General features: G+C 50.3%; 22 protein-coding genes. 7 read left to right on the top strand and 15 right to left on the bottom strand.

Annotated elements, in window-relative coordinates; translation table 11 throughout:
- Positions 1-180: 180 nt before the first annotated feature.
- From ACO0LF_RS00945 to ACO0LF_RS00910, 8 genes are all read right to left on the bottom strand, one after another.
- Entirely contained in the window at positions 181-852 is a 672-nt protein-coding gene (locus tag ACO0LF_RS00945) for an OmpW/AlkL family protein (protein ID WP_423011086.1), read from the bottom strand.
- Positions 853-866: 14 nt separating this feature from the next.
- Positions 867-2,393: an alpha/beta hydrolase gene (locus ACO0LF_RS00940; protein WP_423011084.1), complete on the bottom strand. Its 1,527-nt coding sequence runs from the start codon at positions 2,391-2,393 to the stop codon at positions 867-869.
- Positions 2,394-2,706: 313 nt separating this feature from the next.
- Positions 2,707-5,838: an efflux RND transporter permease subunit gene (locus ACO0LF_RS00935; protein WP_423011082.1), complete on the bottom strand. Its 3,132-nt coding sequence runs from the start codon at positions 5,836-5,838 to the stop codon at positions 2,707-2,709.
- A 3-nt stretch (positions 5,839-5,841) separates the two neighbouring features.
- Entirely contained in the window at positions 5,842-7,023 is a 1,182-nt protein-coding gene (locus ACO0LF_RS00930) for an efflux RND transporter periplasmic adaptor subunit (protein ID WP_423011080.1), read from the bottom strand.
- Between the two features lie 174 nt (positions 7,024-7,197).
- A complete protein-coding gene (locus tag ACO0LF_RS00925) occupies positions 7,198-7,683 on the bottom strand; it encodes a DoxX family protein (protein ID WP_423011078.1) in 486 nt (161 codons plus the stop codon).
- A gap of 74 nt (positions 7,684-7,757) precedes the next feature.
- Entirely contained in the window at positions 7,758-8,546 is a 789-nt protein-coding gene (locus ACO0LF_RS00920) for a putative DNA-binding domain-containing protein (protein WP_423011076.1), read from the bottom strand.
- Entirely contained in the window at positions 8,546-9,445 is a 900-nt protein-coding gene (locus ACO0LF_RS00915) for a DUF692 domain-containing protein (RefSeq protein WP_423011074.1), read from the bottom strand. Before ACO0LF_RS00915 ends, ACO0LF_RS00920 begins: the two co-directional genes overlap by 1 nt.
- A 55-nt stretch (positions 9,446-9,500) precedes the next feature.
- Positions 9,501-9,755 carry a DUF2282 domain-containing protein gene (locus ACO0LF_RS00910; protein WP_423011072.1) on the bottom strand — a complete coding sequence of 85 codons (255 nt, stop codon included), beginning with the start codon at positions 9,753-9,755 and terminating at the stop codon, positions 9,501-9,503.
- A 234-nt stretch (positions 9,756-9,989) separates the two neighbouring features.
- Here ACO0LF_RS00910 and ACO0LF_RS00905 point away from each other — a divergent pair, with 234 nt between their 5' ends.
- Together ACO0LF_RS00905 and ACO0LF_RS00900 are read left to right on the top strand one after the other, a co-directional pair.
- The gene (locus ACO0LF_RS00905; RefSeq protein ID WP_423011070.1) at positions 9,990-10,241 is read left to right on the top strand and encodes a hypothetical protein; all 252 of its coding nucleotides are present in this window, start codon (positions 9,990-9,992) and stop codon (positions 10,239-10,241) included.
- A 50-nt stretch (positions 10,242-10,291) separates the two neighbouring features.
- Positions 10,292-10,510: an RNA-binding S4 domain-containing protein gene (locus tag ACO0LF_RS00900; RefSeq protein ID WP_423011068.1), complete on the top strand. Its 219-nt coding sequence runs from the start codon at positions 10,292-10,294 to the stop codon at positions 10,508-10,510.
- On the opposite strand, the gene ACO0LF_RS00895 is transcribed toward ACO0LF_RS00900, so the two are convergent.
- The 3 genes from ACO0LF_RS00895 to mobB all read right to left on the bottom strand — a co-directional run bounded on the left by ACO0LF_RS00895 (position 10,498) and on the right by mobB (position 11,908).
- Positions 10,498-10,926 (bottom strand): hemerythrin domain-containing protein, encoded by a 429-nt coding sequence (locus tag ACO0LF_RS00895; protein WP_423011066.1) that lies wholly within the window; start codon positions 10,924-10,926, stop codon positions 10,498-10,500. The genes ACO0LF_RS00900 and ACO0LF_RS00895 overlap by 13 nt on opposite strands.
- Positions 10,927-11,116: 190 nt before the next feature.
- Positions 11,117-11,317: a YjfB family protein gene (locus ACO0LF_RS00890; protein ID WP_110254153.1), complete on the bottom strand. Its 201-nt coding sequence runs from the start codon at positions 11,315-11,317 to the stop codon at positions 11,117-11,119.
- A 75-nt stretch (positions 11,318-11,392) separates the two neighbouring features.
- Positions 11,393-11,908 carry a molybdopterin-guanine dinucleotide biosynthesis protein B gene (mobB, locus tag ACO0LF_RS00885; protein WP_423011064.1) on the bottom strand — a complete coding sequence of 172 codons (516 nt, stop codon included), beginning with the start codon at positions 11,906-11,908 and terminating at the stop codon, positions 11,393-11,395.
- 138 nt (positions 11,909-12,046) lie between these two features.
- On the opposite strand from mobB, the gene ACO0LF_RS00880 reads away from it, so the two are divergent.
- Both ACO0LF_RS00880 and ACO0LF_RS00875 read left to right on the top strand, forming a co-directional pair.
- Positions 12,047-13,171: an ABC transporter substrate-binding protein gene (locus ACO0LF_RS00880; protein WP_423011062.1), complete on the top strand. Its 1,125-nt coding sequence runs from the start codon at positions 12,047-12,049 to the stop codon at positions 13,169-13,171.
- A 135-nt stretch (positions 13,172-13,306) separates the two neighbouring features.
- Positions 13,307-13,921, top strand: a complete 615-nt coding sequence (locus tag ACO0LF_RS00875) for an outer membrane beta-barrel protein (RefSeq protein ID WP_423011060.1) — start codon at positions 13,307-13,309, stop codon at positions 13,919-13,921.
- A gap of 133 nt (positions 13,922-14,054) precedes the next feature.
- Here ACO0LF_RS00875 and ppc read toward each other — a convergent pair whose 3' ends face one another.
- From ppc to edd, 4 genes are all read right to left on the bottom strand, one after another.
- Positions 14,055-16,811: a phosphoenolpyruvate carboxylase gene (ppc, locus tag ACO0LF_RS00870; RefSeq protein WP_423011058.1), complete on the bottom strand. Its 2,757-nt coding sequence runs from the start codon at positions 16,809-16,811 to the stop codon at positions 14,055-14,057.
- 231 nt (positions 16,812-17,042) lie between these two features.
- Positions 17,043-18,677: a glucose-6-phosphate isomerase gene (gene pgi / locus ACO0LF_RS00865; protein ID WP_423011056.1), complete on the bottom strand. Its 1,635-nt coding sequence runs from the start codon at positions 18,675-18,677 to the stop codon at positions 17,043-17,045.
- A 62-nt stretch (positions 18,678-18,739) separates the two neighbouring features.
- Positions 18,740-19,393: a bifunctional 4-hydroxy-2-oxoglutarate aldolase/2-dehydro-3-deoxy-phosphogluconate aldolase gene (gene eda / locus ACO0LF_RS00860; RefSeq protein WP_423011054.1), complete on the bottom strand. Its 654-nt coding sequence runs from the start codon at positions 19,391-19,393 to the stop codon at positions 18,740-18,742.
- 22 nt (positions 19,394-19,415) lie between these two features.
- Complete coding sequence (gene edd / locus ACO0LF_RS00855; protein ID WP_423011052.1) at positions 19,416-21,257, bottom strand: phosphogluconate dehydratase; 1,842 nt, start codon at positions 21,255-21,257, stop codon at positions 19,416-19,418.
- A 382-nt stretch (positions 21,258-21,639) separates the two neighbouring features.
- On the opposite strand from edd, the gene zwf reads away from it, so the two are divergent.
- From zwf to ACO0LF_RS00840, 3 genes are read left to right on the top strand one after another with little or no spacing between them, the layout of a single operon-like run.
- The gene (zwf, locus tag ACO0LF_RS00850; RefSeq protein WP_423011050.1) at positions 21,640-23,100 is read left to right on the top strand and encodes a glucose-6-phosphate dehydrogenase; all 1,461 of its coding nucleotides are present in this window, start codon (positions 21,640-21,642) and stop codon (positions 23,098-23,100) included.
- Between the two features lie 14 nt (positions 23,101-23,114).
- A complete protein-coding gene (gene pgl / locus ACO0LF_RS00845) occupies positions 23,115-23,783 on the top strand; it encodes a 6-phosphogluconolactonase (protein WP_423011048.1) in 669 nt (222 codons plus the stop codon).
- Complete coding sequence (locus ACO0LF_RS00840; protein WP_423011046.1) at positions 23,774-24,691, top strand: SIS domain-containing protein; 918 nt, start codon at positions 23,774-23,776, stop codon at positions 24,689-24,691. The genes pgl and ACO0LF_RS00840 overlap by 10 nt, the downstream gene beginning before the upstream one ends.
- The last annotated feature ends 6 nt before the right edge of the window (positions 24,692-24,697 follow it).

Below are 24,697 nucleotides of genomic sequence, written 5' to 3'. Positions count from 1 at the left end.
AAAGTGTGACGCCTGCTCAATTTGAGCCGCTTGGCGTGGATGGCTTGCAGCAAAGAAGAATACCGACGTGCTGGTGATATTACACGTATCACTCTTGCGAAGAAAAAGTTTGTCAGTTCTTCAAAAAAAAGGGTTCCAGCATATGCTGGAACCCTTTTTATTTGGCATACAGAAGAATGATCAGAAGCTATAACCCACAGCTACGCCATAGACCACAGGACGAAAATCGATCGTCGTTTTACGCTCAATACTACCGGTCGTCGCTGTCATGTCAGATTTGACTTTGGCAGCCGCGATGGAAGCACTGACCGACCAGCGATCATTAATGTGGTAATTGATACCGACCTGTCCTGCCAAACCTATAGAGTCTTTCAAATCAATCTTGGTCGGACCACCAGAGGCGATATTACCGTTAGCAGTCGATTTTGCATCGAAGAACTGGGTGTAGTTCAGACCAAGTCCGACGAAAGGACGCCAGGCATTAGTAGCCTCACCAAAATTGTAATTGATGAAAAACGTAGGTGCACGTTGTTTGACCTTGGAAATAACACCATAAGGTGCCAAATTGCCACGACCAACTACTTCATGCTCAGGGGGAATACCAGCGACGAAATCAAAATCAAAATGATCGTTGAGACGGCGGGTATAACCAAAGACAACAGTTGTTGCATTACTGACGATCAGGCCGGCTGGCTGTGGCGTCAGGAAAGTTGGGCCATTGCTGGTCAGGTCAGGGGATTCTGAATGTACTTGCACATTCAAAACACCTGCCCGAATAGTATTGTCATAGGCGTGAGCCGAGAAACATGCCAGACCAAACAAGGCGCTGACGGCGAAATGAATTTTTTTCATGATGGCGTCCTCTCTTATTTAGCCAAGACTTGCTGGAAGAAGGCGCGTGCCGCTGCATTGCAGAACGGCGGAACCAGGGTACCGTGATACACGCTTGCTACCGCTGTAGTCGGATCCTGCTTGGCTGCAATCGCTGCACTGATAGCTGCTGCCTTGCTTTGGGCGAAGCCAACTTTTGCTGCTGCAAATGGATCTGCCGCGCTGGTTGGCGCACTATCTACGTCCAATACTGCCAAAGCTGCTGCTGGCAAACCCTTGGCCAGGAAGAAGCCAGCTGTTGCCTGCGTGCTGGCAAAGAACACTGTAGGATCATTGGCGCCACCACACAACAACACAGGTACATTAGGAACATAGTTACGCAAGTCATTCTTCACGCCAGCCTTACGGAAAGGATTGGCAGGTGTACAGTTCAAAGGATCTGCTGGATTGACATTGCAAGGATTTTTCTGTGCATCAGCCAGATAGGTATTGCGATAGCTGGTTTTCACCAGGTTACCGTCACCAAAGAAGGCGCCAAATGCTGGTGAAGATGGACCAGGCAAAGAGTCTTTGGCAAACATCGCATACGCAGGCAACTTGCCAGTAGTGAACAGGTCATTGAAAGTCAAAGCACCTGGCAACAGTGTTTCTATACCAGTAGCGTATTTGTCTTCATAGACTTCGTTCGGGCTGGAGTACAGGCCACCGTAAGATTTTTGCCAGCTAGTGGTGATCAGCGGGATAAATACAGTGCCGCCAGCATTCGGACTACCAGCAAAAGTAGCGTCACCCAACAAGGACATGGCGTAAGGACCGGACATGCCAGCCAGGGCGCTCACCTTGAATTCGGAAGCATAAGTGGTTTGCATGGCGCGCTGTGTTGCCATCGCTACGTGACCACCCTGAGAATAGCCACCAATCACCAGCTTGCCAGAATCTTGCGCACCAATAGTCGCAAAAGCCTTGCGTGCTGCACGCAGGGAATCGACCATATCATTGGCTTGTTGCTCAGCATTCAGATACGGATGATATGTCAGTGCCGATGTATCGTAACCAGCATAGTTAGGTGCAACCACGATGAAACCTTGAGCGGCGTACATGGCTGCCAGCAAAACAGCTTCCGAATTGTCGCGCAGGTTGGCCATGTTGAAGGATTTTTCCACTGTCGTGCCATGGGCATACAGGATCACCGGGCGTGGACCGCTACAGGCAGGATCGCTGCCGGATGGAACCATGATGGCACCAGTCGCATCGGTCGCCTCATTGGCACCGCCGACTGTAGTGTACTTCATGTAATAAGTAGTGATTTCGCACTTAGGCGCGCCCGTGAGCTGTGTCAGACCTGGCTTGGCAGCATCCAGAGAAGCCTTGAAGACGACTGGGTCGAGCTTGGTTAATGCAGTGCCATTCGCTTGAGGAATAGGTACCAAGATGGGTGGGTTGGCGACCAGAGTGCCGCGGGCAGGTGTGTTATCGATGACTGGACCAGCACTACCACCGCCACCGCAAGCCGATAAAACGGCAGCAGAAAGCAGCCCCAGCGCTACATGAATTTGACGCATTGTTGTCTCCTGTTAAGTATTTTTTTGCAAGTCATTAAAGCCTCACACCATCAAAATAAAATGGAACGAGCGTTCTAAAACTTGATATTAGTATGTCATTTGCGCAATTTACTGAATAGCTAAAACTATCCATCTAGAGTAAACACTCTTAAAAAAACTGCTTAAACTTGCCCCAAAGAAGATTCATGCGGGGCAAAAACAACACTCTCAAAAAAATGGGAGAAAGAGTGAGGAAAACCCGCCACTATTTCCGGGCGGCAAGTATATCCTCTTCTTTGTCAAAGCGAAAAATCATTTATGTAACAGTATACTTTTATTTGGAGGATTCACTTCCGGTAACAACAAGTATGGGTGCAGCCACGGCGTCCGGTTCGTGATGTGCAAAATATGATTTAGCTTTTTTACCCAGGTTATCCAGATAAGTATAGGCGATAGGCACGACCAGCAAGGTTAATAAAGTGGAAGTAATGATACCGCCTATAACTGCCCTGCCCATAGGCGCCTGGGTTTCTGCACCATCACTGATACCCATGGCCATAGGCAACATGCCGAAGATCATTGCCAGCGTTGTCATCAAGATGGGGCGTAAGCGCACCTGACCAGCGGCCAGCACTGCATCAAACTGACTCATGCCCTGCTTTTGTGCCTGATTGATAAAGTCCACCAGCAAAATCGCATTCTTGGTCACCAGCCCCATGAGCATGATGAAACCGATGATGGAGAAAATATTCAAGGTACTGCCAGTAATCAACAAGGCCAGTAAAACCCCTATCAATGAAAATGGCAGCGCTGTCATGATCGCCAAGGGTTGCAGGAAACTGCCGAATTGCGATGCCAGTATCAGGTAAATAAAGATCACTGCTATCCCCAGCGCCGCCACGGCGGCACTGAAAGACTCTTGCATTTCCCTGGTTTGCCCACCGATATCAAAGCGGTAGCCGGGCGGCAGCTCTATGGTCTTGACCAGTTTTTGCACTTCTGCACCCACGTCACCAGCAGGCCTACCTTCTACGTTGGCATAGATCGCGGCCCTGCGCTGCAAGTCCTGACGCTTGATAACGCGTGGGCTAGTGCTGGGAATAAATTGCACAACCTGACGCAAGGGCACCATCATGGGCTTGCCATCGACGTCTATCTTGCTACTGGCCAGCGACAGGTCAGCCAGATCAGAAATTTTTTGCCTGCCTGACTTAGGCAGTTGCACATTGATTTCATAATTCTGACCATCTGGTGCCAGCCATTGGCCCAGAGTATCGCCAGCAACAAAGGGGCGCAAAGCTGCACCTATCTGCTGCACAGACAGGCCCAGGTCATTTGCCAGTTCATTATTGACCTTGACCAAGACGGTAGGGTTAGCGCCAGTCAGGCTACTCTCCAGATCGGTGATGCCCTTGATGACAGCCATTTTCTTCATGACACTATCAATCACGTCCTGCAGTTTGTCGGCATCCGGCCCCAGGATCGCCACATAAATTGGCTTATCAAAACCCACTGCCATTTCTATGCCGGGTATGCTCTTCAAACGCTCACGGATTTGCGTTTCTATCTGCTTTTGTGATTTTCGATGGGAGATACGCTTTTCACTCAGCTTCATATTGATTTGCGCAGTATTTCTTTCATTTTCAACGCCGACTGAAGTATTGATAGTCTCGATATCCGGCATGGCCTTGAGCACGGCCTCTACCTGATGCGTCTTATCGTCGGTGTATTGCAGGCTGGAACCTACCGGGGTTTTCAGGTTGATGGTGATTTGCCCTTCATCAGCTTCAGGCACGAATTCTGTACCTATCATGGGCAGCAGGAAAAAACTGCTGACGAACAGGGAAAGTGCCAGTAGCAAGGTGGTTTTGCGCTTACGTAAAACCAGTAGCAATAATTTTCCATAAACCAGGTGCAACTTGTCTATGCCATGTTCAATGCCATCCATGAAACGGGCCAGCCATGGAAAACGTTTGAAGCGATTTTCCTCGGGATCTCGCCATACTGACGACAACATGGGGTCAAGCGTAAAACTGACAAACAGTGAGACCAGCACAGCAACGGTCACCGTGATCCCGAACTGGAAAAAGAATTTGCCTATCATGCCCTTCATGAAAGCCACAGGCACAAATACGGCGACGATGGCAAACGTCGTGGCCATGACTGCCAGGCCGATTTCATTGGTACCATCTTCTGCCGCCTGCTTATGCCCCTTACCCATGCCCAGATGACGCACGATGTTTTCCCGCACGACAATGGCATCGTCAATCAGTAGGCCTATGCACAGCGACAGTGCCATCATGGTTAAAAAGTTCAGGGTAAAACCAAAGGCTTTCAGGGCGATGAAGGTGGCGATGACCGAGATAGGCAAAGTCAAGCCGGTAATAATGGTGCTGCGCCAGGAATGCAGGAACAGGAAGACAATCAATACTGTCAGGCCAGCGCCTTCGAGTATGGTTTCTTTCACGCCATCAAGTGAGTGTTTGACAAAATCAGCATTGTTTTCGCTGACTGTCATTTGCACATCCTTGGGCAAGCGCGTCTTCAAGTCCGCTATCGCCTCCATGATACCGTCGCCTACCTTGACGATATTGGCGTCCTGTATCCTGGTCACTGCCAGGGCAATTGACCTTTGTCCGTTCACACGCGAGATGGAAAATTCTTCCTTTTCGCCATCCAGAACTTCAGCCACTTGTTCCAGATAGACAGGTGCTCCTGCACGACGGGCAACGATAATTTTATTGAAACCGCGGGTATCAACTATTTTGGCTTCCAGCCTGACCAATTGATCTTGCGAACCACGTGTAATCAAGCCTGCTGGCATGTTTTGATTGGTGCTTTGTATTGCAGCCAGGACTTCATTGACACCAATATGATTTGCCGCCATGCGGTCAGGCAAGAGCTTGACCTGGACTTGTCGCACGACTGCACCACGTACATCCACCCTGCCTACACCAGGTACGCTCTGCAATTTCTTGACGATAATCTGGTCTGTCAAATTCGACAAATCACGCAGGCTGCGCTCACCCGAGCTCACCGCCATTTGTACGATGGGGCGACCATTGCCATCCCCACCCCGAATAATAAAGGGGTCCTTGACATCTCTGGGGAAGCTGGGGCGTATCTGGGCAATCTTGTCGCGCACTTCTTGCAAGACCTTGTCGCCATTGACGGACAACTGGAATTCTATCCAGATGCCAGCACGGCCTTCATACGAACTGGCCATGATGCGTTTGACGCCACTGATAGTATTGACGACGTTTTCTACTGGCTTGGTGATGTCATTTTCGACAATCTCCGGTGAGGCACCGGGATAGAGGACTTCCATCCAGACACCGGGCGACTCCATATCGGGCATGTTTTCCAGACCCAGGCCTTTATAGGAAAAAATACCCAGCACCATCAGGCCTATCATGACCATGGTGGCGAACACCGGGTTTTGTATACTGACTTTGGTCATCCACATGGTTTAACCCTTGCTCAACGCATTAAGCTGAGGCAATTTGACCTTGCTACCAGCCTTGACACCATCCAGACGTGAGGAAATCAGCACGGCCCCTGTTGCCAGCCCCTGTACAACTTGCACCCTGCCTTCATCTTCGCTGCGCAGGCCCAATTTTACAGTTTGCACCTTGACTTTATTATCAACGATTTCATAAACAACATCGGCACCATTGAGCTGTTTGACGGCGGTCAGCGGAACTGTGGTCACTGCTGCTGTTTTTTCCAATACCAGATTCCCTTTGGCAAACATGCCACCTCTTAACGCTGCATCGGCATTGTCAACAGCGATATACACCATCATTGAACGCGAACCTGCTTCAGTCGCAGGATTAATGCGGGCCACCTTGCCCTGGAATTCACGGCCACCATAACCATCGACTTGAAACAATACTTTTTGCCCGGCTTTGACTCGTGGAATCTCACTGGCGGGAACTTGTGCCTCCAGGGTCAGGCGGCTCAGGTTGACGATGTTATACAAGGCGGTATCTGGCGAGACTTTTTCACCCGGCTGCACATGACGCTTGCTGATGACGCCATCCAGCGGTGAACGCACCAGGGTATCCGCCAGCGCCAGTTGTGCTACTTGTTTTTGCGACAGCGCAGACTTCAGGCTGGCTTGCGCCAGTTCAAGGCCATTGTGCGTAGTGTCATAGGCATTCTGGGAAATATAATTTTGCTTGAGCAAAGTTTCATTCGACAAGCGATTTTTTTGCGCCAGCGCCAGTCTGGCCTGGGCCTCGTCCACCGCGGCTTCCTGAGTAGTCAGCCTTGCATGTAGATCAGCCGCCGTAAAGCGCGCGATCACTTGTCCTTTTTGCACCGCGACACCTTCTTGCAAAGGTGCTTCCGCCACTTCTGCCACGACTTTGGCGCGCACCGTGACCTGGCTTTCTGGCATCAGCGAGCCTGAGATCGGCAATTGCGATGACAATTCCTTCAACTCCGCCGTAGCAATGTCAGCCCTTGCCAATTCAAACACCAGTTCTTTATCCGCGCCCTGCTTTTCTGTAGTGCTGGCCTGGGCTGTCGTCTTGCTGGAATAAGCCAGCCAGAGCGCCGCAGAAATTGCTACAGCGACCACAGTCAAGGCAGGTGCGCGCCATTGAATTTGCCCTTGAGCATTGCGAAAATGAAATTTACTTTGCATGATGAATATAGTCCGGTGAAATTCTGCTTCATATCCGCACTGCCGCCTGGCAGGCCAGATTTTGTTTTCCGTTTGACTGAAACCCTGGTGATTAGTTCATCAAAATAGATTTTACAAAAAAATGGCCCGCATCTGCGGGCCTGGTGACTATATTGATCTTTGCATTTGTTGAGCTTAGCTGCCTGGGGCGGATTGCTTTAATTTTCCTGCACTCATCCAGGCATCAAGTGACAGTTTGCCAGGACCAAAACTCACCAGCACCAGCAATAATATGCCCCAGTACAAATGGGAATTGACCGCAGCCGGGCACTCCAGCTCAAACAACTGTGGGTAGGAAACTACCGCCATCAAATTCACTGCAAACAGGGCCAGGGCCGCTGGGCGGGAAAAAATCCCCAGTGCCAGCAAAACCGGTAAAACCAATTCTCCCCCGGCCCCCATCCAGGCAGCCAGCTCTGGCGGGATAACAGGCACCATGTATTCTTCACGGAATAATGAGAGGGTTGATTGCCAGTCAGCGATTTTTACCAGGCCAGCTTTAAAAAACTGCCAGCCCACAAATAACCTCAGAGCCAGACTCAGGGCTGAACCACCCCAGACGCTCAGTTTGTCATCAAAACGGGTACTCAGGCTATGAAAGTATTGCAGGGTGTTATACATCGTCATTCTCCAATTGATCTCCTGCATCTTAGTCAGCCAGGCCAGAGTTTCCTTACAGCTTTTTTTATGAAAATTTAAGCTGAATAAATATGTTTGACAAATAAGCCTGCCGCAAACCAGGATTGCAAATGCGCATTGATGGCAAATTCTGCATCCACATCCAGCGCCACCTCCAGCGCCTCGCCCAGGCCGCGACCTTGCGTCAAAGCAGATAAAGCCAGCCAGGCTGGCTGATCCAAGGCTTGCAACTCTACAGACCAGTCTCTTCTGTAGATAAGCCCATGGCAGATTTGTTGTATATTCTCTGGCAACTCTCGTTCGGAATGTGCTTGATGAGCCAGCCAGATACTCACACTATCCCATTCTGAACGATACAGGCTGACAGCAGGATGCAATTGTAATTGCACTGTTTGCAAATCCTGCCCGCCAGCAGCAATCGCCTGTAAAAGCTCGGCCAGACTGAGTACATCTGCATCCGCCGCATAGTAAGCATTATGTATTTGCCATTCCAGTGCAGCGATGTCAGGAAAATAAGGGTAATCGCTTGCGTCAGGTATGCTCTTCAGAAACTCAGCGAGTTTTGCGCCAAATTGATTCAAATCCCCGGACAAGGATGGGCGAGCACGGCCAAAAGCGCGCGCCAGTTGCTCGAAATAAGCCTCCCCCACCAATTGATATAAAACAGGAAAGGCATTCTTCAAGGCCGACGTCCAGATGGCCGTCAAGTTACCTCGATACAAGGCCAAGCGGTCTTGCTGATAAGGATGAGGGCAAAATAGGCTCGCGGCATCCGGTGCGCTGGAGGGTTCCAGCAAAGCCGATGAAAAATGCTTCTGGATATCAGTCAGGCTCAATGCATTCATCAGGCCAGCACCGTTTCATGCTTGTTCCAGCTTGTCATGATTTCCCTGGCTGTATGCGCTTCACCCAGCAATATTGGTAAATCAGGAATCGCCGTATCCCACTCTATCAATACCGGGATGCCAGGAGGCAGCATACCGCCAGCTTGTCTGAACAAATCCCAAACCGCATCAGCTACCTGGCTACCATGATCATCCACCAGACAAATATCTGTTTGCAGATGACCCGCCAAGTGAATTTCACCTATCGCGCCAGCAGGCAAGGCCGCCATGATATGCAGAGCGTGCATGGCATCTTCACCGTGATTGTGTTGATTGACATAGAGATTATTGATGTCGAGCAAAATGCCGCAACCGGTACGTGTGACCAGAGCAGCGAGGAATTCTGCTTCCGACATATCATCCTGGGCAAAGCGCAGATAAGTCGAGACATTTTCTATCAAGACCTGTCGCTGCAAGCGGGTTTGCAAATCATCGACACGCTGGCAAACCAATTCAAGGGCGCTGTGCATCAAAGGCAGAGGCAGCAGGTCATTTAAATGTCGACCAGCGATCGCTCCCCAGCACAAATGTTCGGACACCAGCGCAGGCTCAGTTCTTTCTATCAAACGCTGGAGTCGACTGATATGCGCCTCAGAAAATCCCTGGGCCGAACCCAAGCCCATGCCTACGCCATGCAAACTCAAAGAGTAATCCCGGCGCAAAGTTTGCAAGACATGCAAATCATAGCCACCGTCACCAAAATAATTTTCTGAATGAACCTCCAGCCAGTCAGCTGGTGTGGCAGCAAGCACAGTCGCAGGCGCATGCAGAAAATCACGATAATGTTGAGTGCGCAAACCCACACCTACCCCTTGCAGAGTGGATGTGGGTTTGCAATTCAAGCGAGCCGTATCAGTCAAAATACATCAACCAGAAAAAACGGACCCGTCAAGATAGTCAATACTCAGGAAATACTCAGGATTTAGCCGCTTCCAGCTTGCCACCCATTTTTTCGCATGAACCGGCTGGGACTTTTTTCCATTCAGATGGATCATTGTCTTTTTTGGATTGACCAGCGCAAGAATGGGAGCCGGATTTGGTGGCGCAGTCATTTTGACCCGCTTTGGAAATACCAAAGCATTTTTCTGTCTTGACTGGCTCAGCTGCCATTGCCATGCTGGAACCCAACAAACCTGCCAGTGCGACTGCTACCATTGCTTTGTTACTCATGTTCATCTCCTGTTAAGTGCAAAACATCCCACATGGGAAAATTAAAACTACAACCATCAGTCGGCGCAGATAAAGCAAACTTACACCGTTTCTAAAAAAATTTCAGTTGCGCTATCTACACATCTATATACGCACGACATTTTTAATTGGATTCAAGTCTTAATCAGATTATCCTACTAGCTTATGACATTTTTTCAAGCTTAAAGTTTCCATATGCTTAACTTCACGCAAGAATTGCGACAAAGTATCCAAGATTTATCCGCTGAGCGCATCAATATCACTCATTTTTGCCACATATGGCGTAATAAACCTGAATTATTAGCCGCCCTGCCACCGCAATTCAGTGTGGTCATGGAGGACTTGTTGAGTCGGCTGGAATCTGGCAGCTTGTTCACCGAAGAAAGTTGCTCTTTCAGCCAGGCAGATTTACTTGCTCAATTGGGAATGTGGCTGGACAAAGCCAGTACGCGCCTGGTACCGGGATAAATAGTGTAAGCTGCGTGCCTTTTATTATTGTGCAGGTCAGAGGAATTTATATGCAAAAATTGAGTTTTAGCCTGGATGGCGAATATGTAGAACTGAACCAGTTATTGAAACTGGTCGGGCTGTGCGAAAGTGGTGGCGCTGGCAAGGCTATCGTTGCCAGCGGCGATGTCAGCGTGGATGGCGCACAGGAATTGCGTAAAACTGCAAAAATCCGTGCGGGCCAGGTCGTCAGCCTCGGTGATATAGAGATCAGGGTTCAGGCAGGCTGAACTTGAGCAGCATCAACAAGTTTTTCTGGATTGCTGGCCATGAAGCGCGCCAGCATATTATCCATGGTGTCGACATGATGCTCGAACCACAGTGGTAATTCTTCCGCGAGGCGACTGGCCAGATCCACCTCACCCAATTCCACCCTGCGCCTGACCTCTTGCATGACTTCCAGCACGGCCTCGTGCTCTTGTTTATGGCAGCCTGCAGGAGGGAAGCCGGTTTCAGCCATCCATTGATTCTCTTGCTCGAAATGGGCAATGGAATGCACGATCAATGCATCCAGTCTGGCCACGAAGGTGGCGGGATTGTCTTCCGACAATGCGGCACAGAGTTCAACAAACTCCTTATGGGTATCATCCATAGGTTCATAGCTGAGACTGAGGCGCTCAGACCAGCCCCAAGAATTTTGTTCCATGCGTAGTCCTGAAATAGTGGGATAAAGAAATCGCGAGATTATCGCTGATCGCCAGGCAACTTGCTTGCGCTAGATCAGCGGAGATCGTTGCAGCAAAGATCGCTCACAACAAAACTGATAACAAAAAAGCGCGCCATGAGCGCGCTTCCTGAAGTTTGTTGAACTATCTTTTTAGCAATACATACAGGCATCAAGCCGTGGTATTGATGTTCCTACCCAAATTAGGTGGTAGATTGGCAACAGATTTATTGTCAGGTATAGCTTCTATGAGCGCAGTGGCACTTTCAGCCGAGACATCAATGGCTTTCTTCAATACCGCAATACTCACTGCCTGGCTAGTACCAACATCAGCCAATGTTGTTGCTACGTTTGCAATACCGGTTACATCCATGACATTTCTCCTTATCTGTCTACTGTAGATAACGGCCGCTTTAAAGAAGTCTTTAGGGAATTTTCAGGTTTTTTTTTAAATCCCGTTTTGCATCGCAATATTTATCCACTCCAGCAGCAATTGCGGCTGATTTAAATCCATCCATATGAGACCAGGGCGCAAATCCTCAGGAGCTGGGGCATCAGAAGCAACCAGAAGCACCTGCTGGTCTTCCGGATAAATTGCCAACTTACCCAGCGAGGGCCGATAAACTTCAATTTTGGGTAAAGCTTCCCACTTATAGCCTTCCACCAAAGTCAAATCGGCAGGCGCCAGGCGCAACAATAACTCATTAAGCGATGGCTCGGCTTGCTGGCGCAATTCATGCGCAATGACATATCGATAAGGCGATGCCAGCAAGACTTCTTGTGCACCAGCAAGGCGCAGGCGGGAGCTGTCTTTTTGTGGCGGCTCAATCACGACATCGTGATGACTATGCTTGACGACATTGATCTTGCGGCCAGCAGCAGTCAACTCCCTGACCAGATATTCGAGCAAACTGGTTTTACCACTGCCAGACCATCCTATGACACCTAATATTTGTCCGGCCATTGTCACAATATCCCTTTATCACAAAAAAAGATTATATACATATAACTTACGAATCTTAACCTGCTGCAAGCCTGGTCATTCCTTAGTCATATTTGAATGTAACAATTGTGACATTGCAATATTTAACAGGTAATCACCATGCTTTCCCTCGTCAGACTCCGGTCTTTTTGCCTAGCCCTGCTTTGCAGCATTTTTGCATTGAATGCGCAGGCGCAAGGCAACACCATCATCATTGGCCAGGCCATAGACTTGTCTGGGCCGAATGGTAGCATTGGCCGTGACTATGTGGCTGGCATTACAACTTACTTTGACAGTATCAATGTGAATGGCGGCGTGGGTGGCAAGCGCATTAAATACCTGGTGCGTGACGACCAGGGCAACCCTGCCATCTCGGCGCAGGCAGTCAGTGATTTACTGGAAAAAGACAAGGCAGAATACTTATTAGGCGGCATAGGGGCAGCAACTACCGATGCAGTGCTGGCCAATGCAAAATTTTCACAAAGCGGCCTGACCTTGTTCGCCCCCTTGGTGGCATCTGCCAAGACTTATGGCTCCCGTGTCCTGTTCTGGCGCCCCAGCCCTGAGCAGGAAATGCAATACATTTTCTCTTATTTTGACAAATTGGGTATCAAGAGCGTAGGCATAGCCTATCAGGAAAATGCCTTGAATCAAGATATGTATCAGTATGTCGTTGCTGAATTGCGCAAGCGCAATATGCTCATGAGTGGCCTGGTACGCATAGGTGCTTCGGCTGCGGATCTGGAAAGAGAATCTGCCATATTGGCAAAATCCAATCCTGGCATTGTGATTGCCATTGCCGACACTCTGGGCACGGGCGTCTTCCTTAAGGAATTCAGAAAACATGCGCCACGCACTTTTGTTGCCGGCATGTCACTCATCAACCTGGATACCCTGGCAGAAGTAGCCGGCCCCAAGGCTCTGGAATGGACAGTGTTTTCTCAAGTTGTTCCCAATCCCTTGAGCAAAAAATCACTGATACAAATAGATCATAGCAATATGATGAAAAAATTCAGGGACGAAGATTTATCAGCCCTGACTTTTGAAGGCTTCATGGTTGCCAAGACCTTGGTCAAAGCCATACAGGCGGGCAAGCCTGGGCGTGATGCCCTGCAGGCACTAAGCACACAAAAAGGCGCTATTGACCTGGGCGGCGTCACCCTGACACCTTCAGACTCAACACACCGCATGTCCAACTATGTCGATATGGCGCTTTTTAGAAAAGGTGGCGGATTGTTATTTTAAAGACACATAAGTAATTTTATGACAACCATATCCAAACCGTTATAAATGTTAGAAATTAAATAAGATTTTTTTGACATTCGACCTGTTTTACTTTACAGTGCTGCACTGCAATATGAGGAATTCACCTTTGTTTATTTGACGAATGCAGAAATCCTCTTTGCACTATTTAAAAATTACAGGTACAAAAAAATGTTCACAAAAAAAATTATCGCTGCCACATTGGCAATCTCTGGTCTGTTTATCGGCACTACTGCAAATGCAGAAGCGTATGCTGGCGCTACAGTTGGTCAAGCTCGTTTCAATGTTGATTGCGCAGGCACAACTAACTGCAAAACTAATGACACATCCTTCTCAGTTTTGGGTGGTTACAACCTGAATGCTAACTGGGGCATAGAAGCAAGTTACAACGATCTGGGCAAAATCAAAGCCAATGTTTCTGGCGTAGCTGCAGAAATCAAAGCAACAAGCTTTGACCTGGCTGGTGTATATCGCGCACAGCTGAACAACAACTGGGGTGTATTCACCAAGTTGGGTCTGGCTTACTCCAAAGGTGAAGCAACAGTTTCCTACGGTGGTGCCAGTGGTTCCGTATCCAAAAATGCAACTAAAGTTGTTGCTGGTGTAGGCGTAACTTATGCATTCACACCTAACTTCGCTGGCCGTGCTGAACTGACTAGCCGCCGCGTTGACATGGTTGGCGGTGACGCAAATGTTACTAACTTCAACATTGGCGTACAAGCATCGTTCTAATATTGAAGCAGTATTGAGTTGATTGGCCTATCCGGGCCAAGTAAAAGCTCCAGACTGAATAAAAAACCTCGCTTGCTGTAGCAAGCGAGGTTTTTTTACAAGCAAAGCTGCGTCGCCGAGCAGCAGGTGATGCTTAACCACTATTGCGCAAACCTGCCGCAATACCATTGATAGACAAATGTATACCGCGGTGCACGCGCTCATCATCGTCACCGTTACGGTAACGCTCCAGCAATTCGACTTGAACGTGATTTAAAGGTGACAGATAAGGGAAGCGGTTACGTATAGAACGTGCCAGCAAGGGGTTTGCCGCCAGCAATTCATCCTGACCAGAAATAGACTTCAGTATGTCTATCGTCGCTTCGTGTTCAGCCTGTATGCGCGGGAAGATGCGGTTACGTAAAGACTCATCCTTGACCAGTTGTGCATAACGGCTGGCGATGCCGATATCACTCTTGGCCAGCACCATTTCCATATTCGATAACACAGTACTGAAGAAAGACCATTCCTTGAACATCGCCTGCAAAGTCTGCAAGCCATTATCAGGATGCGCCTTCAGATAAGCTTGTACTGCCGAGCCAAAACCAAACCAGCCCGGCAACATCAAACGACATTGCGACCAACTGAATACCCAGGGTATGGCACGCAAGTCTTCTATCGCTGTCGATTTTTTGCGCGATGCCGGGCGACTGCCTATATTCAAGCCAGCAATTTCGGAAATGACTGTCGATTCCCAAAAATATTTCTCGAAGCCTTCAGTCTCGTAGACCAGGTTGCGATAAGCCTTGAAGGCGTGATCAGACAATTCCTCCATGACTGTCAAAAATTCTGGCCTTGGTGCTGGTTCTGCGTCGGCCAGCAAGGTCGCTTCCATGGTAGCCGCTGCCAGCACTTCCAGGTTGCGCCGCCCTACTTCAGGGTTGCCATATTTTGCCGTAATTACTTCGCCTTGCTCGGTCAGGCGAATCTGGCCTTGCACAGCACCAGCAGGTTGCGCCAGGATAGCCTGATAGCTAGGGCCACCGCCACGACCAACAGAACCACCACGTCCGTGGAACAGGCGCAGGCGCACCTGGTGTTTGCTGAATATGGCGATCAGGTCAAGCTCAGCCTTATACAGCTCCCAGCCTGAAGTCAAAAAGCCGCCATCCTTGTTACTATCAGAATAACCGAGCATGACTTCTTGCGCATTGCTGCGACTTGCCAGCAAGCGTGCATAAGCCGGTATGCCAAACAGCCTATCCATGACAGGTGCGCTGTTTTGCAAATCGCCTATGGTTTCAAACAGCGGAATAATATTGACGTCAACACGGCCTTCTGCTGGATGCAGCAGACCGGCTTCTTTCAATAGCAAGGCCAGCTCCAGCATGTCGGACACGCCATCGGTCTTGGAAATGATGCAATTCGGTACTGCACCTTTGCCATAACGTTGCTGTGCAGTGAAAGCAGCACGATAGATTGCCAGCTCGGACTGGGTGTCTTCCGAATATGTCAGGTAAGGCGAAGCCAGCGGGCGGGCCGAGCTGATCTCTTTGATCAAGACTTCTATGCGCTGGTCTTCATTCAAATCCAGATACTTCAATTCAGGATTGGCCGCCTGCAATAACTCATGCACGACGCGTTCATGCACGTCTGAGTTCTGGCGCAAATCCACAGGTGCCAGATAAAAGCCAAATACCTTGACTGCACGGCGTAAATGACGCAAACGGCCGCGGGTAATTGCGGCAGAACCATTAACATACAAGGAGTGGTGGACGATATCCAGATCAGCAGCCAGCTCTTCCGCCGTTGCATAAGGCTCGGCGATGCCGCTGGGGTGGATGACAGGCTCCAGATCCAGCAATTGCTTATAGGTCGCTGACAGGCGCGCATAGATGCCGCTGATGGCGAGGCGATAAGGCTCATCAGAGCGATGCGGTGAATGATCGGGAGAGCGCTCAGCCAGCGCCAGCAAGTCGTCAGAGACTTTCACCAGCAAATTCGCCATCGACAATTGCGAACCCAGGGTATGCAATTCATCAAGATAAAATTTAAAGGCGCGTGTGGCCTGCATGGCAAGGGTTTTTTCCAGCACTGTGGCAGTGACGAAAGGATTGCCGTCACGGTCGCCACCTATCCAGCTACCCATTTTCATGAAGCTGGGCAATTCATGTTGCGCCAGGGCGGCATCTTTGCTGGCCAATAAATCTTCCAGACCGGCATACAGATGCGGCAACTCGCGCAGGAAAGTATAGTCGTAAAAACTCAGACCATTTTCGACTTCATCGAGCACTGACAATTTGGAAGTGCGTAGCATGCGTGTTTGCCATAGAGTCAGCACGGCACGACCCAGGGCTTCATCATTGGCTGCAGATTCTTCCGGTGTCAATTGCATACGGTCACGCTCATCAAGCAAGCGGGTAATCACCATCTGGCAATTCAGAATACTCTTGCGCTGCACTTCTGTAGGATGTGCAGTCAAGACCGGGAACACTTGTGCAGTCTCAAAGAAATCCATTAACTGCTGGCTGCTGTGGCCAGTGTTATACAGTGCATCTATGGTGTGTGCCAGACTACCCTGGCGCGGCGCAGAACCTGCGATCAAATGGGCGCGGGTACGGCGTATGTGATGCTGGTCTTCTGCCAGGTTCACCAGATGTGAAAAATAACTGAAGGCGCGTATGACTTGCGTGGTCTGGTCATTGGTCAGTGTATCGAGCGTGGTTTCCAGCTCGGCGCGTGCAGCCTCATCGGCATCACGGCGAAAGCGTATGGAATTCTGGCGTACCTGTTCGATGAGATCGAATACTTCATCACCATGCTGGTTTCTTACCGTATCGCCTAATATGCGGCCTAGCCTGCGTATGTCTTCACGCAGGCTCTGGTCTTTGTCGTCGCTGATATCGTTCATTTTTAGTTGCGGATGTAGGTGGGCATTCATGCTGACAAATTCTACGGTAAGGATAAAAACAGATCGATGAAAATTCTTGCATACCTGAAGTGGCAATATATTTGCGGCGGCCAGGGCGCGGTTCTACAGAGTAAGCAGCTGCCTTGACAGCATACTTACACCTTTATATAAATTTAATATATCAAATACATTGAGGCTCGCCTACAACACCATGGCATCAGAAATGAAATGCTAAGCTGCCTTTTTCAATTTGTGACTACGGCCAACTGCCATCAACAAACCCTTGGTTGAACTATCGTAATCTTCCTTGACTGCACTTGGATCAAGGCTGATCAATTGCTGCGCCAGCGATTTACCGAGTTCCACACCCCATTGATCAAAGGCATTGATATCCCAGATCACGGATTGCACAAACACCTTGTGTTCATACAGCGCAATCAGCGCGCCCAAAGAACGTGGCGTCAGGGAATCCAGCAAGACCGTTGAAGTTGGGCGATTACCTTCAAATACGCGCGGTGCCAATACCTTGTCAGGCAGGTCACCAAGTTCTGCGCGCACTTCCTGCATGCTCTTGCCCCAGGCCATGGCCTTGGATTGCGCAAAGCAATTTGCCAGCAGCGCCTGATTATGACCCGGCAAACCAGCATCATCATCAGCGACTACGATAAAATCGGTAGGGATAATTGTTGCGCCCTGATGCAATAACTGGAAGTAAGCATGCTGGCCATTAGTACCCGCTTCGCCGAACAGAATAGGCGAAGTGGTGTAATCAACCCGCTGTCCTTCACGCGTGACGGACTTACCATTGCTCTCCATTTCCAGTTGCTGCAAGTAAGCAGGCAAGCGCGTCATGCGCTGGTGGTAAGGTGCAATCGACAAAGCCTGCAGGCCAAGGAAATTGATATTCCACACACCGATCAAAGCCATCAATACTGGCAGGTTTTGTTCCAGCGGTGCCTGGGCAAAATGCAGGTCCATTTCATGTGCACCAGCCAGCATTTCTTCAAATCGGTCTGCGCCTACATAGAGCGCAATCGACAGGCCTATCGCACTCCACATGGAATAACGGCCACCAGCCCAGTTCCAGAACGGGAAAACATTTTCAGGGGCAATACCAAAATCAGCAGCAGCTTTGACGTTAGTACTGAGTGCCACGAAATGCTGACATATCTGATCAACCGGGCAGCCATGCGACAACATCCATTCACGCGCAGTGCGTGCATTGGTCAAAGTCTCCATGGTAGAGAAGGTCTTGGATGCCACCACGAACAAGGTTGTTTCAGGATCAGCATTAGCCAGCGCATCAGCGACATGACGACCATCGACATTGGAGACAAAATGCAGGGACAGGTTTTTTTGCGACCATGGTGCCAAAGCGATGCAAGCCATTTGCGGGCCAAGGTCAGAACCACCGATACCGATATTGACGATAGTGCGTATCGCCTTGCCGGTATAGCCCTGCCAGCGCCCTTCCCTTACCGCATCGCTGAATGTCCGCATTTGCGCCAGCACCTGGTGCACATCGGCAGCAATGTTTTCACCATTCAAATCAAAAGACTCGCCTTTAGGCAAGCGCAATACCGTATGCAGGACAGCGCGATTTTCCGTTTGATTGATCGCCTCACCGCGTAACATGGCGTCGCGCCGCGACTCTACATCCTGTTGTCTGGCCAGTGCCAGCAAATTGAGTTTGGCTGTCGTGTCTATGCGCTGCTTGGAATAATCAAGCATGATGCCGCAGGCAGAAGCTGAAAAATGTGCAAAGCGCTGAGGGTCAGCGCGAAACAAGTCTTTCAGGTTGGGCATGTTGGTGGCACGTTGCTGCAACAAACCCCATATAGGAGTACGCGATACGGAAGTGACCATAATCTTGCTTATAGACGAAAAGTGTTGGGTGAAAATGCTAAAAATATTATTCCAAGCTGTATTTACTTCTTGCCTGCTGCGGCAGCAGCGGCAGCCAGTGCGCCAATCGCAGCCCAGTCACCAGCATTAATCAGAGAAGCCGGACACATCCACGAACCGCCCACGCACAGAATATTTGATTGCTGTAATAGTGCTGGCGTTGCTTCCACCGTGACGCCACCGGTCAGGCAGAATTTCACATCGGGGAAAGGGCCACCCAGTGCCTTTGCCATCTTGGTGGCACCGACGATATCGGAAGGAAAAAGTTTGACGACATTGAAGCCATGCTCCAATGCCAGCATCAAGTCACTCGCACCACCAACGCCAGGGAAATATGGCAGGCCAGAATCAGCAGCGGCTTTGGCAAGCACAGGTGTAATGCCAGGGCTGATACCAAAGGCAGCACCAGTTTCTTTAACCGCATCCAGTTGCGCCTGCGTCAGGATAGTACCTGCACCTACAGTCACAGTCGGGCAAGCCTTGACGACTTCACGCAAAACAGTCATGGCATTTGGCGTGCGCAAGGTAATTTCCACGGCTGGCAAACCATTTTCTGCCAGGGTAGTCACGCAGCGTATCGCCTGATCGACGTCATCAGTAACGAGGATAGGCAGTACACGGATTTGTTCCAGTTGGGCGATGATGTTACGCTTGCTCATACTGATATTCAGGCTCATGATGGGTTTCGCTTTTAGAAAATTAATCGATGAAAAGAGTGGATGCACCGTGCTCAGGCGCAGTCACGACACGGCGCTGGGCAGCAAACAAGTCACGGCCATAACCAAAAGTGACTTCCTTGCTGAGCTCACGCACGGCGCGTTGTGACCAGACATCAGCATCCACCAGGGCACGCAATTCGCCAGTGTGAACATTGAGCTCGACCACATCACCATCACGCACTTTACCCAGAGGGCCGCCCTGTGCCACTTCCGGGCTGACATGCAGGGCCGCTGGTACTTTGCCGGATGCACCGGACATACGGCCATCCGTCACCAATGCAACCTTATACCCAGCCGACATCAGGCTACCCAGCACGGGCGTGAACTGATGTAACTCCGGCATGCCATTCGCCTGTGGGCCCTGGAAGATGACCACAGCAACAAAGTCCATATTCAGCTCGCCTGCTTTATACGCTTTGACCAGGGCATCCTGAGATTCAAATACTTTTGCTGGTGCTTTGATGATCCATGCATCTTCAGGTACGGCAGATGCCTTGACGATGGCACGTCCCAGATTGCCATGCAATAAACGCAGGCCACCGGTAGGTGCGAAAGGATCAGTCACATTACGTACCACTGTTTTATCGGTCGATTCTGCTGGCAAAGCTTCCCATTTGACCTTGCCTTCTTCAGTCAATACTGGGCGGCTGGTGTGTGAGTTCAAACCATCATCGCCATAGACTGTCATGACATCTGCGTGCATAAGGCCAGCCGACAAGAGTTCACGTATCACAAACACTGGGCCACCGGCATCTTCAAAGGCATTCACGTCAGCCGTACCATTAGGATAAACACGCGTCAGCAGAGGTATAACCGATGACAGTTCATCAAAATCCTGCCAGTCGATAATGATGCCAGCAGCACGGGCCACCGCTATCCAGTGGATAGTGTGGTTGGTGGAACCACCCGTCGCCAGCAAGGCGATGACGGCATTGACGATGGTTTTTTCATTGACCAGCTGGCCAATCGGTTTGTAATTGCCGCTTTGCTCTGTCAATTGCAGGACACGCTCTACTGCTGCGTCTGTCAGCACACTGCGCAATGGATCTCCAGGGTGGACAAAGGCAGCGCCTGGCAAATGCAGGCCCATGGCTTCCAGCAACATCTGATTGCTGTTAGCTGTGCCGTAAAAAGTACAGGTGCCTGCGCTATGGTAGGCGGCGCTTTCTGCGGCGAGTAATTCTTCCTTGGTCGCTTTGCCCTGGGCATAGCGTTCACGTACTGCGGCTTTTTCTTTGTTCGACAAACCAGAACCCATGGGGCCTGCTGGTATGAAGATGGTAGGCAGATGACCAAAGGCCAGCGCACCTATCAGCAGGCCAGGCACGATCTTGTCGCAGATGCCCAGGCAAAGCGTCGCATCAAAGGCATCATGGGTCAGCGCCACAGCAGTCGCCTGGGCAATCACATCACGAGAGAACAGCGAGAGCTCCATACCGGGGCGGCCCTGTGTCACACCATCACACATGGCAGGCACGGCACCGGCAACCTGAGCAGTACCGCCAAAGCGCAGGGCCGTCTGGCGTATTTGTGCCGGGTAATGTTCATAGGGCTGGTGCGCCGACAGCATATCGTTGTAGGCAGTAACGATGCCGATATTGGGTTTTTGCGCCTGGTTGAGCCAGATCTTGGTGCCGCTGTCCATGGCCGCATTGGCATGCGCCTGATTCGCGCAAGACAGACTGGCGCGACGCGGGCCACGGCCACGCATTTGCTCCAACTGGGAAAGATAGGTAGAGCGCATGGTTTTGCTGCGCTCGGTAATGCGCTGTGTGACCTTGTCGATAACAGGATGCAACGCAGTGGATGGGGATGTCGTCATATAACACCTGTAACCCGTTCGGGCGAAAAATAAGAAAGCTGTCGTAATACTGAATCAATGCCAACAAAGATAGCATAAATCCCTTCATTTTTGTAACAAACTTTCAGTATTTTGATATTTAGCTGTTTTTTTTGGCAAAAACATCAAATTTATCGTAATGAAACTACATTTCTGAATATTTTCTGTCATAATCAAGATAAATCACTATCATCAATGTAGTACATCTTTTGCAATGCATGCAAAAAGCAGTGCAAAGAAACAGCAAGCCCAGCAAGACCAATTAGCATCCCATTAGCACCCCGCAACACACAGAACATACGGGAACATATACCTACAGTCTGTGTTGCACCCAACATAACAACCGACACAACACGGAGTCAGCATGACCACATTTGTTTTATTTGGCGGCACTGGCGATCTTGCCAAGCGCAAGATCATCCCTGCTTTGTATAGCGCATTTGTGAATGGCAGGCTGGATCAGGATTTCAAATTCATCGGCGCAGCCCGTGAAAAACTGACGGATGAAGAATTCCGTGTGCGTGTCGCTACCGCCATAGAATCTTATGCGTCTGATGTAGATGGTGCGACAGAAGAAAAACGTGCTGCCTTTCTGGCGACCACGCATTATTCAAAAATCGACGCACGTATCCCGGAAGATTTTGCAGCACTCAAAGGCAGCCTGCAAACCAGCGAAACCAACGCCACCCTGTTTTATCTGGCGACTGGCCCGGACATCTTTATTCCTGTAGTAGAGCAATTATCGAAGCATGGCCTGGTCGAGGGTAATGCCCGCGTGGTGGTAGAAAAACCGCTGGGTCGCGATGCCCAGTCTGCCAAGGAAATCAACCAGTCCCTGCGTTCTTACCTGAACGAAAACCAGATTTACCGTATTGACCATTACCTCGGTAAAGAGATGGTGCAAAATCTGCTGGCGCTGCGCTTTGCCAATTCCTTCCTCGAACCTTTGTGGAACCGCAAATGGATACAGGATGTGCAAATTTCCATTTCTGAACAAGTAGGTGTTGAGTCACGCGGTGATTTTTATGACCACACTGGTGCCCTGCGCGACATGGTACAAAACCATTTGCTGCAACTGGTCTCCATCGTCGCGATGGAACCACCGGTGAATGCCAACCCTGACGCCATCCGCGATGAAAAAGTCAAGGTCTTGCGCGCCCTGCACAAGTTCACGCCTGATGAAGTCAGCAAAAAAACCGTGCGCGGCCAATACCGTGCCGGTGCTGTCGATGGCAAACCGGTTATCGCTTACCAGAATGAGCCTGGCGTACCGCCATCTTCACGCACAGAAACCTTTGTTGCCATCCGTGCCGAGATCGATAACTGGCGCTGGGCTGGTGTGCCTTTCTACCTGCGTACAGGCAAGCGCATGGCCAGCCGCAGCGCAGAAATCACCATCAATTTCAAACCTATTCCCTACTCCATTTTCGGCAAATCACAAGGGCCTTTGCGTTCTAACCGTCTGGTGATTTCCCTGCAACCGGAAGAAAGCGTACAACTGTATATGAAGGCCAAGGAACCAGGCGAAGGCATACGCCTGTCTGATGTTGCCCTGAACCTGGATTTTGCTGAAGTATCAACCTCTAGACGTGTAGAGTCCTATGAACGTCTGCTGCTGGATGCTATGCATGGCGATCTGACCCTGTTCGTGCGCGATGATGAATTGAGTGCGGCATGGGCCTGGATAGACCCTATCATGAGCGCCTGGAAAAATGATAGCGAAGGTCTCAAATCGTATATCTCCGGTAGCTGGGGACCATCTGCCGCCAGTTATTTGCTGGCACAGCATGGTGCAGCCTGGGGTGAAGAATTCGTTGAAAGCTAAGCGATAAAATGACCATGAAATATCACACTTTTGAAAACTTCACAGCACTGACCGAAGCCCTGAGCCAGCAATGGCTGGACGTTATCCAGACCACGCCTGACGGCAGCAGCTTTGCCCTGGCTGGCGGCTCCACACCTGCGCCCGTGTATCAGCGCCTGGACCAGTTGATGTCGAATATAGATGCGCATAATCCCATCAAGCTGGTGGCCACCGATGAACGCTGGGTGCCGGACCAGGACACGCAAAGCAATGAAGGCTTGTTCCGTCGTTGCCTGTCTGGTTCTGCTGCAGACAAGCGCTGGCAACTGGTGTCCTTGAAAAATGCATCAAGCACGCCGGAAGTAGCGACAGAAGCCATCAATGTGCGCCTGAATGAACAATTGCCGCAAGCTTTCAGCGCTGTCCTGTTGGGCATGGGGGCGGATGGGCATATCGCCTCCCTCTTCCCTGGTGCGCCTACTCAGCATGATGACCTGGCCTGCCTGGCAGCTGTGCATCCGCAAACCCGGCAGAGCCGCATGTCACTGTCTTTGCCGCGTTTGTTGAATACCAAACGCATCTGGCTGGTCATCACTGGCGCAGAAAAACGTCAGGTGCTGGAACAGGCGAAAGAAAATAATCTGCCGGTTGCGTCCTTGTTGCGTGAAGCTGGCTGTACCATAGATGTTTTCTGGTGCCCGTAAAACTCATGTATATGGCCAATCCGTTCTCTGACAATAAGCCCAATATTCCTCCTGAAAAAGGTTTACTGGCACGCATACGCACTGCCAGCACAGCCCTGAGCCGAGCTGAGCGGCAGGTGGCAGAATTTTTACTGCAAAAACCGCATGATGCATTGGAAATGTCGATACGGGTTCTGGCCCAGGCTTGTGATGTCAGTGAACCCACGGTTGCCCGCTTTGCCCAAAGCCTGGGCTTTGATGGTTTCAAGACCTTCAAGCTAGCCTTCGCCAAGAGCCTGGCCACCGGCATCCCATTCTTGCATCTGGATGTCAATCAGGCTGACCATGTACGCGATGTCTTGCCCAAGGTATTTGACCGCACCATCGCTGCACTCATGGAAGCGCGTAATAATGCCAACACGGCCACCTTTGAAGCCGCAGTCAGCCTGCTGGCACGAGCACGCCGCATAGAATGTTATGGCCTGGGTTATTCTGGTGCGCTGGCAATTGATGCACAGTTGAAATTCTTTCGCTTTGGCATACCGACTACCGTATTTTGTGATGCCCACTTGCAGGCACAATCCGCCACCTTGTTGAATAGCGATTGCGTCGTCGTGGCATTTTCACGTACAGGCCGCACCCGTGACCTGATCGACAGCGTGCAACTGGCGAAACAGGCTGGTGCCAAGATTTTGGTATTGTGCGCCAGTGGCGGCCCGCTGGCAGAACTGGCCGATGTGCATATCGGCGTAGACGTGGAAGAAGACCCCGACATCTACACCCCCATGACTTCTCGCCTCGCCCATCTGACTTATATTGATGCACTTGCAGTGGCTGTTACCCTGCTGCGTGGCCCTGCCGCCATTGACATGCTGGAAAGAGCCAAGGCCAGTATCAGTGAAAAGCGCCTCGTGCCAAAGATAGCTTGAGGCCGG

It is taken from the genome of Undibacterium sp. Di27W, assembly GCF_049340345.1.
Lineage (GTDB): Bacteria > Pseudomonadota > Gammaproteobacteria > Burkholderiales > Burkholderiaceae_D > Undibacterium.
This window is presented reverse-complemented; position numbering and strand designations above follow the sequence as displayed.